The sequence below is a fragment of the Pseudomonas sp. BYT-1 genome (genome assembly GCF_023611805.1).
GTDB classification, from domain to species: domain Bacteria; phylum Pseudomonadota; class Gammaproteobacteria; order Pseudomonadales; family Pseudomonadaceae; genus Aquipseudomonas; species Aquipseudomonas guariconensis.
Genome location: NZ_CP072559.1, coordinates 3,266,132 through 3,282,129, shown reverse-complemented (window position 1 = coordinate 3,282,129; position 15,998 = coordinate 3,266,132). Strand labels below are relative to the sequence as shown.

General features: G+C 67.9%; 3 protein-coding genes. All 3 read left to right on the top strand.

What is annotated here, in order from left to right:
- Positions 1-53 precede the first annotated feature (53 nt).
- Genes J5X93_RS15335 through J5X93_RS15325 form a run of 3 tightly spaced genes read left to right on the top strand, consistent with a single transcriptional unit; the run spans position 54 to position 15,919 of the window.
- Positions 54-1,103 (top strand): TauD/TfdA family dioxygenase, encoded by a 1,050-nt coding sequence (locus J5X93_RS15335; protein ID WP_182942999.1) that lies wholly within the window; start codon positions 54-56, stop codon positions 1,101-1,103.
- A gap of 12 nt (positions 1,104-1,115) precedes the next feature.
- Positions 1,116-4,184 (top strand): non-ribosomal peptide synthetase, encoded by a 3,069-nt coding sequence (locus tag J5X93_RS15330; RefSeq protein WP_182943001.1) that lies wholly within the window; start codon positions 1,116-1,118, stop codon positions 4,182-4,184.
- The gene (locus J5X93_RS15325) at positions 4,181-15,919 is read left to right on the top strand and encodes a non-ribosomal peptide synthetase (protein WP_250033727.1); all 11,739 of its coding nucleotides are present in this window, start codon (positions 4,181-4,183) and stop codon (positions 15,917-15,919) included. Before J5X93_RS15330 ends, J5X93_RS15325 begins: the two co-directional genes overlap by 4 nt.
- Positions 15,920-15,998: the final 79 nt, after the last annotated feature.

Sequence of the window (15,998 nt, the reverse complement as noted above, 5' to 3'; positions counted from 1 at the left end):
GACTTTTGCGGCGGCTCGCGACGAGCCGCCATGGTCCAGTTCCAGGAGGCGTCATGTCTGTCACTTCATTGTCCTCTCGCCCCATGCGCGGTGTGCGCAAGCGCATTTCCAGCGACACGTCCAGCCTGGTCAGCTTCCGCCCGTTGTTCGAGGCGGGCTTTCCGCTGCTGTGTACGCCCACCGTGCCAGGGGTCGATCTGGTCGCCTGGGCGGCGCAGAACCGCGCGCTGATCCAGCAGCAGTTGCACCAGGGGGCGGCGATCCTGTTCCGCGGCTTCGATGTGGCAGGTATCGATCAATTCAACCAGTGTATCGACGCGATTTCCGGCGGCGCCCTGCAGTACCTGTTCCGCGCCTCGCCACGCACCCAGATCACGGACCAGTTCAACATCTACAGCTCCACTGACTACCCGGCCGGTGAGCGGATCTTCCCGCACAACGAGCACTCCTATTCGCCGGTGTTCCCGCTGCATTTGTACTTCTACTGCGACACCCCCTCCCAGACCGGTGGCCAGACGCCGCTGGGCGATACCCGGCTGATCCTCGACCGCGTCGATCCGCAGGTGCGCGAAGCCTTCGCCCGCAAGGGCATTCTCTATGTGCGCAACTATGGCGACGGCATGGGCCTGCCGTGGCAGACCGTGTTCCAGAGCGAGGTGCGCAGCGAAGTGGAAGCCTACTGCGCGCAAATCGGTGTAGAGGCCGAGTGGAAACCAGGCAACCGCCTGCGCACCCGTCAGCGCGGCCCGGCCATCGTCCGCCACCCGCAGACCGGCGAGCGCATCTGGTTCAACCACGGCACCTTCTTCAATGCCCTGACCCTGCCTGACAGCATCCGCGACAACCTGCTGCGCGAGTTCGGCCCGCTGGACTTGCCGCAGAACACGTTCTTTGGCGATGGCACGCCGATCGGCGATGACGTGGTGCGCCACCTGCAACAGATCTACCGCGACGTGATGGTCGAATTCGACTGGCAGAAGGGCGACGTGGTGCTGCTGGACAACATCCTCACCGTGCATGCGCGCAACGCCTTCACGGGCCGTCGAAAAATTCTCACCGCCATGGCGATCGCGCAGAAAAGCGCCGATCTGGCCCACGATTAAGGAGCTCCACACATGACCCTCTCCCTCCAGCCAGGCCATGACGACGTAGGCGGTGAACTGTTCCAGGCCTCTGCCCAGCAGGCGCTGGCTTTGGCCAACCAGGGCGAGCACCCAGGGCACGCCTGGGTGGTGCTCAGCGTCGCACGCCTGCCCGATGCCAGCGCGCTGTCCGCGCACCTGGCGACCCTGGGTGCGCGCCACGAAATACTGCGCACCCTATACCGCCGCCTGCCGGGCATGACCTGGCCGCTGCAGGCCGTGCAGGCGCAAGTGCCTGGCGCCGTACATGCCGAGGCCGACCGCGACCTGGACCAGGCGCTGGCCTGGGCCAGGGCCCAGGTGAGTGCAGCCGGTGCCTGCAGCGTGGCGGTGAGCGCCCTGGCCGGTGCCCAGCCACGCCTGTTGCTGCTGGGCAGCGCGGCCAGCCTCGACCGCGCCAGCCTGCTGATGGTGGCGGGCGAGTTGGCCGCCTTGTGCGAGGGCCGCGTGCTCGCCGACAACCACGAGGCGTTGCAGTACGTCGACTTCGCCGCCTGGCAGCAGGAACTGCGCGAAGATGAGCTGGGCCGCCAGGGCGCGGCGTTCTGGCAGGCGCTGGTGCGCAGCCATCAGGTCAACCACCGCCTGGCCTTCGAAACCCCAGGCCACGCCAACGCTCGCCACCAGGCCAGCCGTGCCGATCGGACGCTCGAGGCGCTGCTGTCGAGCGACGGCGGCGAGGCGCGGGTGCTGGCGCTGTGGGGCGCTTTCCTGGCCCGTATCAGCCAGCAAGAGCGTCTGCTGATCGGCCTGCACGTGGAGGGCCGTAACGAGGATCTGGCCGATGCCTGTGGCGTGTTCGCCCGGGCCCTGCCGGTGGCCTTCGACCAACGCCAGGGCGCCAGCCTCGATGGGTTGACCGACGAGATGACGACCCGCCTCGAACAGTCGCGCTCCTGGCTGGACTGCCTGAACGAGTTCGACCTGGGGCTGTGCCGCTACGGCTTCGTCCATCGCCCGAGCGCCGCTGAACAAAGCGTTTTGGCGCTGGACGCCGAAGGGCCGGCCGAGCGCCTGCGCCTGGTGCTGGGCGAAGGCCTGGTGCGCCTGGATGCCGATGCCGCTGCCTTCAGCGTCGAGGCCTTGCAGATGCTGCTGGGGCAGTTCCTGCACTTTGCCGGTCAGGCTCTGGTCGCGCCAGCGCAGGACCTTGCCGAGGCCGGCTTGCTCGATGAGGCTGGGCGCCGGCTGGTGCTGCAGGGCTTCAATCCCCAGGCCGCCTCCCTGCGCCAGGCGCGGCAGTTGCAAGCGTTGTTCGCCGAGCAGGCCGAGCGTCAGCCCCAGGCCATCGCCTTGAGCGTGGGCGGCGAGCGGCTGACCTATGGCGAGCTGGAGCGCCTGTCGAACCAGGTGGCCAACACCTTGCGCGCCCAGGGCACAGGCCCGGACCAGGTGGTGGCGGTGTATGGCCAGCGCAGCCGCGAGCTGGTGGTGGCACTGCTGGGCATCCTCAAGGCCGGAGGCGCCTACCTGCCGCTGGACCCGAACTACCCGGCCGAGCGCCTGGCCTTCATGCTCGCCGATGCCGGTGCCGAGCAGGTGCTGGCCTGCCTGCCGCTGCCTGCGGCCTGGCAGCAGGACCCGCGTTTGACGGTCACTTCCCTGGCCGCCGATGCGCCCGTGTGGTCGGCCAGCGAGCAGGCCCCGGCGCCACTGGGCGATGCCGACAATCTGGCCTACGTGATCTACACCTCCGGCTCCACCGGCAAGCCCAAGGGGGTCATGGTCAGCCACGCCAACGCCGTGGCCTCGACCTTGGCCCGTGGGCATTTCTACCGCGAAGCGCTGGGCAATTTCCTGATGTTGTCGTCGTTCTCCTTCGACAGCTCCGTGGCCGGTGTCTTCTGGGCGTTGAGCCAGGGCGCGACACTGACCCTGCCGGAGGAGCACAGCTACAAGGATCCGCAACAGCTGGCCGCGCTGATCGCCCGGGAGGGCGTGACCCATTACCTGACGTTGCCCTCGTTCCACGGGCAGATCCTCGAATACCTCGATGCACCGAGCCTGCGCTGCGTGATCGTCGCCGGCGAGGCCTGCACCCAAGAGCTTGCGCGGCGCCACGGCGAGCGTCTGGCAGGGGTTTCGCTGGTCAACGAGTACGGACCGAGCGAAGCCACCGTGTGGTCCACCGCCACCTATTTGGACCCGGCCGACGGCCATGGCATCGCCATCGGCAAGCCGGTCCAGGGCCTGCGGGTGCATGTGCTGGACGCGCAGTTCGAACCGGTCGCGCCGGGTGTCGAGGGCGAGCTGCACGTGGCCGGCGATGGCCTGTGCCGTGGCTACCTGGCGCGGCCGTCCCTGACCGCCGAGCGCTTCTTGCCGGACCCGTTCGCCCAGGAACCGGGGCAGCGCCTGTACCGCACAGGCGATGTAGCGCGCTACCGGGTCGACGGTACCCTGGACTGCCTTGGGCGCCTGGATCATCAGGTCAAGCTGCGCGGTTTTCGCATCGAGCTGGGCGAAATCGAAAACGCCCTGCGCGCCGGGCGCGGCGTGGACGATGCGCTGGTGATCGCCCATGACACCGCGGCGGGTAAACAATTGCTGGCCTTCGTCGTTTCTACTCAGGAAGGTCACGAGCAACTGGGCCTGGACCTGCACAGCCACCTCTCCCAGGTGCTGCCCGAGCACATGCTGCCGGCGCGCATCCGGGTGCTGGAACGCTTCCCGCAGACCCCCAATGGCAAGCTCGACCGCAATGCCTTGCTGGCCCTGGACAGCCGACGCAGCCAGTACATCGCACCGCGCACGGACCTTGAGCGCACCCTGGCCGGTATCTGGGCCGAGGCCCTGCAGGTGGACAAGGTCGGTGTGCAGGACAGCTTCTTCGAGCTCGGCGGCCACTCGCTGCTGGCCACCGCGATCCGTACCCGGATCCAGGAAGCCTTGGGCCTGACGATCCCGCTGCGGGTGTTCTTCGAGGGCGAGACCCTCGAGCGCCTGGCGCAGGAGATCGATGCATTGCGCGAGCAAGCCGGTAATCAGCAAAACACAGTGGACTCCCTGGAGGCGCTGTTCGACGAGGTTGAAGCTCTATGAATGCGGTACCGGACAGAATGCTGGCGCTGGCGCAACGGTTTGCAGGGATGTCGGCCGAAGCCCGACAGGCGCTGCAAGGCAAGATGCGCGAGCAGGGCCTGACCCTGGAAGCCCTGCCGATCCCGCCGCGTGCGGCGGGTTTGCAGGTGGTGCCGGCGTCCTACGCCCAGCAGCGGCTGTGGTTCATCTGGCAACTGGAGCCACAGGCCAGCGCCTACAACCTGACCGGTGCCTTCCGCCTGCGCGGCCCGCTGGACCGTGCGGCCCTGGAGCAGACCCTGGCCGCGCTGCTGGCGCGCCATGAAGTACTGCGCACCACCTTCCGCCTGGAGGCGGGGGCTGTGCAGCAAGTGATCCACCCTGCGATGGCCTGCCCGCTGGAGCAGGTCGAGGCGCACGAGGCAGGCCTTCAGGCTGCCATCGCCAGCGCTGCCCGGGCACCGTTCGACCTGGCCCACGGCCCGCTGATGCGCGCCCGGTTGGTCCGGCTCGGCGCCCAGGATCATGTGTTGGTGCTCACGCTGCACCATATCGTCACCGATGGCGCCTCGTTGCCCATCCTGATCGAGGAATTCACCCGCCACTACGCGGCGTTCGCCAGCGGCCAGGCGCCGCAGGTCGAGGCCCTGCCGATCCAGTACGCCGACTTTGCCCTGTGGCAGCGGCTGTGGCTGGAGGCGGGCGAGGGCGAGCGGCAATTGCAGTATTGGCGCGAGCAGTTGGGCGATGAACACCCGCTTTTGAGCCTGCCGCTGGACCGCAAGCGCCCGAGCGTGCCCAGCCAGCAGGGCGATTGCGTCAGCGTCCAGGTGCCCGCCGCAACCTTGGAAGGCCTGCGCCAGTTGGCCCGCGAGCAGGGCTGTACGCTGTTCGTGGTGCTGCTGGCGTCGCTGCATGCGTTGTTGCACTGCTACAGCGGCGAGCACGACATCCGTGTCGGCGTGCCGGTGGCCAACCGCACACGCCAGGACGTGCAGACGCTGCTGGGCTTTTTCATCAACACCCAGGTGCTGCGCAGCCAGCCGCAGCCCGAGCAACCCTTCCTGGACCTGCTGCAGGCCCTCAGGACTGCGGCCGTGCAAGCTCAGAGCCATCAGGACGTGCCGTTCGAACAACTGGTGGACGCGCTGCAGCCAGAACGCAGCTTGAACCAGAGCCCGCTGTTCCAGGTGATGCTCAATCATCAGCAGGCCGCCGAGGGCAGTGCCCGCTGGTCGTTGCAGGGGCTGGAGGTCGAAGTACTGGCGGTCGATGAACGCAGCACCAAGTTCGACCTGATGCTCGATACCGTCGAAGGGCCCGAGGGCCTGAGCGCGGCGTTCACCTATGCCACCGACCTGTTCGAGGCCGCCACCCTCGAGCGCATGGCGCGCCACTGGTTGAACTTGCTGCAAGCGATCGTGCGCAATCCGGCCACGGCCCTGGGCGAGTTGCCGATGCTCGATGCCGCTGAGCGCGCTGCCACCCTGGCCGAGTGGAACCCCAGGCCGGCCCGGCATGAGCTGCGCGAGTGCCTGCACCAGCGCATCGAGCGCCAGGCGGCCTTGCGCCCAGCGGCCACCGCGGTGGTCTGCGAGGGCGAGCGCCTGAGCTATGGCGAGCTCAACCGCCGGGCCAACCGCCTGGCCTGGCACCTGCGTGCCCAGGGTGTGGGCCCGGACGTGCGCGTGGGCATCGCCTTGCCACGCTCGCTGGAGATGCTGGTGGGGCTGCTGGCGATCCTCAAGGCCGGTGGCGCCTATGTGCCGCTGGACCCTGAATACCCCGAGGAGCGCCTGGCCTATCTGCTCGAAGACAGCGGCACGCGCCTGCTGATCAGCCAGGCGCCGCTTGCCGCGCGCCTGCCGCAGGTCGAGGGCCTTCAGACGCTGTTGCTCGACCAGGCCGGTGCCTGGCTGAGCGAGGCGCCCGAGCACGACCTGCCCAACCTGACCGACCCCGACAACCTGGCCTACGTCATCTACACCTCAGGCTCGACCGGCAAGCCCAAGGGCACCTTGTTGCCCCATGCCAATGTGTTGCGCCTGTTCCAGGCCACCCAGCAGTGGTTCGGCTTCGACGAGCACGATGTGTGGACGCTGTTCCATTCCTATGCGTTCGATTTTTCGGTGTGGGAGATCTTCGGCGCATTGCTGCATGGCGGCACGCTGGTGGTGGTGCCCTATGCCACCAGCCGTTCGCCCCAGGACTTCCACCGCCTGTTGCGCGAGGAGGGCGTGACGGTGCTCAACCAGACGCCGTCGGCCTTCCGCCCGCTGATCGAGGTGGCGTGCGCGGCCCGCGACCAGGGGCCGCTGGCCCTGCGCACGGTGATCTTCGGCGGCGAGGCCCTGGCGGTGGCCGACCTGCGGCCTTGGTTCGAAGCCTTCGGCGATCGCCAGCCGCAACTGGTGAACATGTACGGCATTACCGAGACCACGGTGCACGTGAGTTACCGGCCACTGGGCTGGGCCGACCTTGAATCGAGCAACAGCAGCCCGCTGGGCGAGCCGATCGGCGATTTGTCGTGGTACGTGCTCGACAGCCGTTTGAACCCGGTGGCCAAAGGCTGCGTGGGCGAGCTGTACGTGGGCGGGGCGGGCTTGGCACGGGGCTACCATCAACGCGCGGATCTGACTGCCACGCGCTTTGTGGCCGACCCCTTCGCCGAGCGCCCTGGGGCGCGCCTGTACCGCACGGGCGATCTGGCCCGCTACAGCGCCGACGGCAGCCTCGAGTACATCGGCCGGATCGACCATCAGGTGAAGATCCGCGGTTTTCGCATCGAGCTGGGCGAGATCCAGCGCTGCCTGCAACAGCATCCGCAGGTCGCCCAGGCCCTGGTGCTGGTGCACGAGGCTGGCGCCAGCAAGCAACTGGTCGGCTACCTGGTGGCCAAGGCTGGCGTCGAGGCCGGCAGCAGCACCTTCGGCCAGGGCCTGCGTGACTACCTGCGCGGCGAGCTGCCTGACTACATGGTGCCCGCACACTTGATGGTGCTCGACGCCTGGCCGCTGACCAGCAACGGCAAGCTCGACCGCAAGGCGCTGCCCGCGCCGGGCCTGACGCCGTCGCGAGGGGCCTGGCAAGCGCCGCAGGATGCGCTGCAGGCTGACCTGGTCACGCTCTGGGAAGAGGTGCTCAAGCGTGCGCCGGTCAGCATCGATGACAACTTCTTCGAGCTCGGTGGCGACTCGATCATCGCCATCCAGCTGGTCAGCCGTGCCCGTCAGAGCGGCATCCGCTTCAGCCCCAAGGACCTGTTCCAATACCAGACCGTGCAAAGTCTGGCGCGGGTCGCGGTGCGCAGCGAGGCGGCCGTCCACAGCGATGCGCCGGTAGTTGGGGAGGCGCCGCTGACGCCGATCCAGCAGTGGTTCTTCGAGCAGCCCGTGGCCCATCGCGCCCACTGGAACCAGTCGGTGTTGCTGGACCTGCGCCAGCCGGTCGATGCGCAGCAGCTGCGTAGGGCGCTGGCCTGCGTGATGCGCCAGCACGACGCCCTGCGCCTGCGCTTTGTGCAGCAGGCCGGCCAGTGGCGTCAATGGCATGCCGAGGAGGGCGCCGAGCAGCCAGTGCTGAAGCACGCCCACGCCTGTGACGAGCAGGCCTTGCTGGCGCTGTGCAACCAGGCTCAGGCTAGCCTGGATCTGGCCGAGGGACCGCTGCTGCGCGCCCTGCTGGTGGACATGGCAGAGGGCGGGCAGCGCTTGCTGTTGGTGGTCCATCACCTGGTGGTGGACGGGGTGTCCTGGCGGGTGCTGCTGGAGGATCTGCAGCAGGCCCTCCAGCAATTGGCCGCCGGCGAGCCGCCGCGCCTGCCGGGCAAGACCAGCGCCTACCAGCAGTGGGCCGGGCGCCTGGTACAGCATGCGCAGAGCCCGTCATTGCTGGCCGAGGCCGCGTACTGGCACGCCCAGTACCAGGACGTGACGCCAGGCCTGCCGAGCCAGGCTGTGTCCCACCCGGTGGCGCAGGAGATCTGCGCCGTGCAGACCTGCCTGGACCCGAACCTCACCCGCCAATTGCTGCAGCAGGCCCCGGCAGCCTACCGCACCCAGGTCAACGACCTGTTGCTGACCGCCCTGGCCCAGGTGATCTGTGCCTGGACCGGCCAGGCCTCGACCCTGGTGCAGCTCGAAGGCCATGGCCGCGAAGACCTGTTCGAGGACATCGACCTGAGCCGCACGGTGGGGTGGTTCACCTCGATCTTCCCGGTCAAGCTGACCCCGGCGCTGGATGCCGGCGCCAGCATCAAGGCCGTCAAGGAGCAACTGCGTGCGGTGCCGAACAAAGGTATCGGTTTCGCCATCCTGCGCTATTTGGCCGACGTGGGGCTGGGGGCGCTGCCGGCACCGGCCATCACCTTTAACTACATGGGCCAGTTCGATGCCAGCTTCGATGCACAGGCGGCTTGGCAACCGGCACGCGAGCGCGGCGGTGACGAGCAGGCGCCGGGCAACACAGTGCTCGAAGGCCTGAGCATCAATGGGCAGGTGTATGGCGGCGAGCTGTGCCTGAGCTGGTCGTTCGACCCGCGCCGCTTCGCCCAGACCCAGGTGCAGGCCCTGGCCGACGCCTATGGTCAGGCCTTGCGTGCGCTGGTCGAGCACTGCCTGGCCAGCGATGGCGGGCTGACACCGGCCGATGTACCGCTGGCGCAACTGCACCAGGCGCAGCTCGATGCCCTGAACCTTGTGGCACGCGACGTCGAAGACCTTTACCCGCTGTCGCCGATGCAGCAGGGCATGCTGTTCCACAGCCTCTACGACGATAAGCCAGGCGCCTACGTTCACCAACTGCGCCTGGACGTCGAAGGACTGGACGTCGAAGCCTTGCGGGCGGCCTGGCAGGGGGCGCTGGACGCCCATGACACCCTGCGTGCGCGCTTTTTGTGGGGCGATGAACTGCGCCAGCCGTTGCAGGCGATCGGGCGCCAGGTGCGTCTGCCGCTGGAACGGCTGGACTATCGCGGCCAGCCGCGCAGTGCCCTGGAGGCATTCGCCGAAGCTGACCGTCAGCGCGGTTTCGATCTGGCCCAGGCACCGCTGCTGCGGGTCAGCGTGCTGGACACCGCCGAAGGCCGGCAGCACCTGATCGTCACGCACCACCACATCCTGCTCGATGGCTGGAGCACCTCGCAGTTGCTCGGCGAAGTGATGCAGCGTTATGCCGGCCAGACCCCGGCCAGCAGTGCCAGCCGCTACCGCGACTACATGGCCTGGCTCGTCGTCCAGGATGCCCAGTCCGCCCAGGACTTCTGGAGCGCCCAGCTGGCGCCGCTCGAAGAGCCGACTTTGCTGGCCAATGGTGCTCAGGCCGAGCCTGGCGCAACGGGCTTCGGAGAATATTTCCAGGTGCTCGACCCGGCGACCAGCGAGCGCCTGGGCGCGTTTGCCCGGCAGCACAAGGTCACCCTCAACAGCTTGGTGCAGGCCGCCTGGCTGCTGCTGTTGCAGCGCTACAGCGGGCAAGCCTGCGTGGCTTTCGGCGCCACCGTGGCTGGCCGTCCGGTAGACCTGCCGGGCATCGAGCAGCAGTTGGGCCTGTTTATCAACACCCTGCCGGTGATCGCCCGCCCTGAACCCGGGCAATCGGTGGCGCAGTGGGTACAGGCGATCCAGGCGCTGAACCTGGACCTGCGCGAGTACGAGCACAGTCCGCTGGCCGAGGTGCAGCGCCTGGCAGGGCTGGGCAATCTGTTCGACACCTTGCTGGTATTCGAGAACTACCCGCTGGCCGAGGCGCTGCAGCAGGGACCGGACACGGGCTTGCGCATCCTGGATGTGCAAGGTCGCGAACAGACCCATTTCCCGCTGACGGTTTCGGCCGACTTCGGCGCGCGCCTGTCGCTGCGCTACAACTATGCCCGCAGCGCCTTTGGCGACACCTTCATCGCCAGCCTGCACGAGCACCTGTGCAACCTGTTGCAGGCCATGGCCGCAGCGCCTGAGCAGGCGCTGGGCCAATTGACGCTGCTGGGGGATTCGGAGCGCGATTTGCAACTGCTGGCCTGGAACGACACCCAGGTGGCCTTCGCGCCAATGCAACCGGTGCATCGGCTGTTCGAGTCGCAGGCCGAGCGTGCGGGGCAGGCGCCGGCACTGGTGTTTGGCGATCAGCAACTGGACTACGCCGAGCTCAACCGCCAGGCCAACCGCCTGGCGCACCGCTTGCGCGCGCACGGGGTGGGCCCGGAGGTGCTGGTCGGCATCGCCGCCGAGCGCTCCCTGGAACTGGTGATTGGCCTGTTGGCTGTCCTCAAGGCCGGTGGCGCCTACGTACCGATGGACCCGGACTACCCGGCCGAGCGCCTGCAGTACATGCTCGAGGACAGCGGCGTGGGCTTGCTGCTCAGCCACAGCACCCTGGTAGCGCGCTTGCCGCTGGTCGATGGCGTCCAGGTGCTGTGCCTGGATCAGCTGGACCTCACCCAAGGCCCGGACCACAACCTGGACCTGGCCCTGGACGGCGCTTCGCTGGCGTACATGATCTACACCTCGGGTTCCACCGGCCGACCCAAGGGCGCGGGCAACCGTCACGACGCTTTGTACAACCGCCTGGCCTGGATGCAGGCGGCCTACCCGCTGGGCGCGGGGGACACGGTGTTGCAGAAGACGCCGTTCAGCTTCGATGTGTCGGTGTGGGAGTTCTTCTGGCCGCTGATGGTCGGCGCCCGCCTGGCCATCGCCGAGCCCGGGGCGCATCGGGCCCCGGCGCAACTGGTGGCGCTGATCAACCGTTACCAGGTCGATACGCTGCATTTCGTGCCGTCGATGTTGCAGGCGTTCGTGCGCGACGAGGGCGCGGCCTCCTGTCACAGCCTGCGCCAGGTGATCTGCAGTGGCGAGGCGTTGCCCGCCGAATTGCAACGCCAGGTGCTGCGCGTGCTGCCCAAGGCCGGGCTGTACAACCTGTACGGCCCCACCGAGGCGGCCATCGACGTGACTCACTGGACCTGCCGCGACGACGGTGGGCACAGCGTGCCGATCGGCCGTCCCATCGCCAACCTGCGTACCTATATCCTCGACGACAGCCTGCAGCTCCAGGCCGTGGGCCGGGTCGGTGAGCTGTATTTGGGCGGCGTGGGCCTGGCGCGCGGTTACCACCAGCGCCCTGGGCTGACCGCCGAGCGTTTCGTCGCCTCGCCATTCGACGCCGGCCAGCGGCTGTACCGCACCGGCGACCTGGCCCGCTACCGCGCCGACGGGGTGATCGAATACATCGGCCGAATCGACCATCAGGTGAAGATCCGCGGCCTGCGCATCGAACTGGGCGAAATCGAGGCCGCCCTGGTCGAACAGCCCGGCGTCGCCGAAGCCGTGGTACTGGCGCTGGAGGTGGGCAAGAGCACGCAACTGGTGGCGTATCTGGTACCCAGTGCCGGCGCGCTCGACCCTGCGGTGCTCAAGGCTGCCCTGGCCGAGCGACTGCCCGAGCACATGCAACCGGCTCAATTGATCGAACTCGAACGCATGCCGGTGACGGCCAACGGCAAACTCGACCGGCGCCGTCTGCCGGCACCTGAGGCGCGCACGCGTCAGGGGCGCGCACCGGCCACGCTTGAGGAAGCGAGCTTGCTGGCGGTCTGGCAGGCGCTGTTCGAGCGCGACGACATCAGCGTCGAAGATGACTTCTTCGAACTCGGTGGCGACTCGATCGTGTCGATCCAGGCCGTGGCCCTGGCGCGCAAGGCGGGGCTGTCGATCACGCCCAAGGATGTGTTCAGCCACCCGACCCTGGAGGCTTTGGCCCAGGTCGCCACCGCCCTGGCACCGGCGCTCGAGACGCCGGTGGCGCGGGTGTCGGTGGGGCTTTCGCAGGCCCAACTGGCGCGCCTTGGGCTCACTGCCGCGCAAGTGGAGGACGCCTACCCGCTGTCGCCCATGCAGCAGGGCATGCTGTTCCACGCGCTGCAGGACAGCGACGATGGCCTGTACGTCAACCAGATCGAAGTAGGCGTGGTGGGCGTGGATCCGCAGCGCATGCTTGCGGCGTGGGAGGCGGTAGCCCGCCGCCACGCGATCCTGCGCACCGCGTTCCTCTGGGAGGGCGAGCAGGAGCCGCTGCAGGTGGTGCTGCGCGAAGTGCCGCCGCTGCTGAGCGTGCTCGACTGGCGCAACCGCGCCGACGCCCGGCAGACCGTGCGCGTGCTGGCCGATGCCGAGCGCGAGCAGGGCTTTGCCCTGGGGAGCGCGCCGTTGCTGCGGGTGCTGTTGGTGCGCATCGATGAGCAGCGGTACCGGCTGATCTGGACCTACCACCACATCCTCATGGATGGCTGGAGCGTCTCGCGGCTGATCGGTGACGTGCTGCGCCACTACAGTGGCCAGGCGCTGTCTCCGGTGGCCGAGTACCGTCATTACATCGGCTGGCTGCAGCGCCAGGATCCGCTGACCAGCGAAGCGTTCTGGAAGACTGCGCTGGCAGCGCTGGAAGGGCCGACGCACCTTGCCCGTGCCGTACCGGTCAAGCAGCCGCAGGCGGGCTATCACGCGCTCTACACCCAGCTGGACGCAACGCAGACCACGCGCCTGCAGCAGTTCGTCCAAGGGCAAAGGGTGACCCTCAACACCTTGGTCCAGGCGGCCTGGCTGCTGCTGTTGCAGCGTTACAGCGGCCAGCGCACGGTGACCTTCGGCGCCACCGTGTCGGGGCGTCCGGAAACCCTGGAAGGCGCCGAGCAGATGCTTGGGCTGTTCATCAACACCTTGCCGGTGGTCAGCAGCGTACCGACCACCCAGGCCGTGGGCGACTGGCTGCGTGAGCTGCAGGCCTACAACCTGCGCATCCGCGATCACCAGCACACGCCACTGGGCGACATCCAGCGCTGGGCCGGGCAGGGCGGCCAGGCGCTGTTCGACAGCATCATCGTGTTCGAGAACCAGCCGGTCGATCGCACGCTGCGCGAGTGGGACGGCGACTCACTGCGCTTTGAGGAGGTATCGGACTTCGGCCTGACCAGCTTTGCCATGGACCTGATGGTCAGCGTGGAGGAGGGCGGTCTGCGCATCGAGTACATGCACCAGCGTTCGCACTTTGATCTTGCGACGGTCGAGCAGATACGCGCGCACATGGAAAGCCTGCTTTGCAGGCTGTGCGACGATGCCCTCCAGCCGGTCGGCTGTCTGGGCCTGGTCGAGGACGCGCCACGCCAGTTGCAGGCGGCCGCGCCAACTGTGGCCAACACCCCGGTGCATGAGCTGATTGCCCGTCGCGCCCGGGAGCTGCCACAACACCCGGCGTTGGTGCTGGGCGAGCAAGTGCTCGACTACGCTACCCTCGAGCGCCGCGCCACGGCCTTGGCCGTGCGTCTGCAAGCGTTGGGTGTAGGGCCGGAAACCGTGGTGGGCGTGTTCATGGAGCGCTCGCTGGAGCTGGTGGTGTCGCTGCTGGCGGTGCTCAAGAGCGGCGGTGCCTATGTGCCGCTGGACCCGGAGTACCCAGCCGAGCGCCTGCGCTACATGATGGCCGACGCGGGCATGGCGGTGCTGCTGACCCAGCACCGCCTGCAGGATCGGGTGACCCTGGCGCCATCGGTGACCTGCCTTGCGGTCGATACGCTGGTACTCGATGAAACGGTCGATGCCTCGGGCTTGCCGGCGGTTCAGGACCTGGGCCTGGCCTACCTGATCTACACCTCGGGTTCTACCGGCAAGCCCAAGAGTGTCGCCGTGGCCCATGGGGCGATCAGCATGCATGTGCAGGCTATCGCCCAGCTCTACGAGATGGACCACGACAGCCGCGAGCTGCACTTCATGTCGTTCGCCTTCGATGGCGCCCATGAGCGTTGGATCACCACGTTGATCAGTGGCGGCACCCTGGTGATCCGTGACAACAACCTGTGGACCGCCGAGCAGACCTTGCAGGTGCTCAAGGCGCAACGCATCAGCATCGCCTGCTTCCCGCCGGCGTACTTGCTGGAGCTGGCCGAGCAGGCCGAACGCCAAGGCGAGGCGCCGGCCGTGCGCATCTACTGCTTTGGCGGTGATGCAGTACCGGATGCCAGCTTCGAGCGGGTCAAGCGCAGCCTGGCGCCACAGTACCTGGTCAACGGCTATGGCCCGACCGAGACCGTGGTCACGCCGCTGCTGTGGAAGACCCCGGCGAGCGGGCATTGCCAGGCAATGTATGCGCCGATCGGTCTGGCGGTGGGGGCGCGGACCCTGTACGTGCTCGATGGCGACCTCAATCCCTTGCCGCCGGGCCTGGTCGGTGAGCTGTTCATCGGTGGCGAGGGCGTTGCCCGCGGCTACCATCACCACCGCGGCCAGACCGCCGAGCGCTTCATCGCCGACCCGTTCGGCGCGCCGGGAGCGCGGCTGTACCGCACGGGCGATTTGGTGCGCATGCGCGCCGATGGCGTAGTGGATTACGTGGGGCGCGTCGACCATCAGGTCAAGGTTCGGGGCTTCCGGATCGAGCTGGGCGAGATCGAGGCGAGGCTGCGCGAACAGACCGGGGTCAAGGATGCCTTGGTGGTGGTGCGCGACACACCGCAAGGCCGCCAGCTGATCGGTTATGTGGTCGCCGCTGCCGAACAAGGGTTGAGCCAGCGCCTGCTGGCGGCCCTGCGCGAGCGCCTGCCGGACTACATGGTGCCGGCCCAGGTGGTGGTGCTGGCGCAGTTCCCGCTCACGCCCAATGGCAAGCTCGACCGCAAGGCGCTGCCGGACCCTGACTTCGGTGCCCGCGAATTCGTTGCACCGCGCACGCCCCTGCAGACGGCGCTGGCGCAGGTCTGGCAACAGGTGCTGGGTGTCGATCAGGTGGGCATCACCGACAACTTCTTCGAGCTGGGCGGCGATTCGCTGCGCACCTTGAAGGTGATCTCCCAGGTACGGGCGATGCCGGGGCTGGGCTTCGAACTCAAGCTGCGCGACATGATGGCCAACCCGACCATCGCCGGCCTGACCGCCGCCCAGGGCCAGGCGCCGGAGCCGTTGCTGCTGCTCAACCAACCGGTGACGGATGCAGCGCCGCTGTTCTGCCTGCATGCAGGGTTCGGCACAGTGTTCGACTACGAGCCCCTGGCCCGGCGCCTGGAAGGGCAGCGCACGGTGTACGGCGTGCAGTGCCGGATGCTGCTGGACCGCCAGTGGCAAGACTTGTCGCTGGCGCAGATGGCCAGTGACTACGCCGCTGCCATTCGCGCTCGCCAGCCCCAGGGGCCGTATCACTTGCTGGGCTGGTCGCTCGGCGGCAGCCTGGCACTGCTGGTGGCTCAGGTCCTGGAGGGCCAAGGGCAGAGCGTACGCTGGCTGGGCCTGGTGGACAGCTACGTGCCGCTGGACACCCGTGAGCAGGCCGAAGCGCTGCGCGAAGACCTGCAGGCCTTCCTCTGCGCCACCCTGGGGATGGACCCGGACGCGGTGCAACCAGTGCTCGACGGGCACAGGGCGATCGAGGCCCAGGAGGTGGGTGGGTTGATTGCCGAGGTGATCCAGCGTCAGCCACAACAAGGCGCGGGTTATGCCTTGCTCGGGGCCGATGAGCTGGCGCATACCTTCATGGTCAGCCAGCGGCTCAAGCAACTGTCGCGCGAGCTGCCGATGTTGCCGGTGGTCAAGGCCGAGCTGCGTTGTTGGTGGGCCAGTGCCAACCCGACCGGTGAGCGAGCGGCGCTCGAAGCGCAGCAACCGCGTATTGCCCACACCGAGGTGGTGCGCGCCAGCCACTACGACATCCTGCATAGCCCCGGCTGCCTTGATGGGGTGTTGGCGACCCTGGAGCCGGTGCGGCTGCCTCAAGCCTGACCGGCCAGTCTGGCGGTTTGCAGTAAATAGCCACGCCCGGCTTACGTTAGTGAGTCGAGCGTGGTTTTTTTTGGAGACC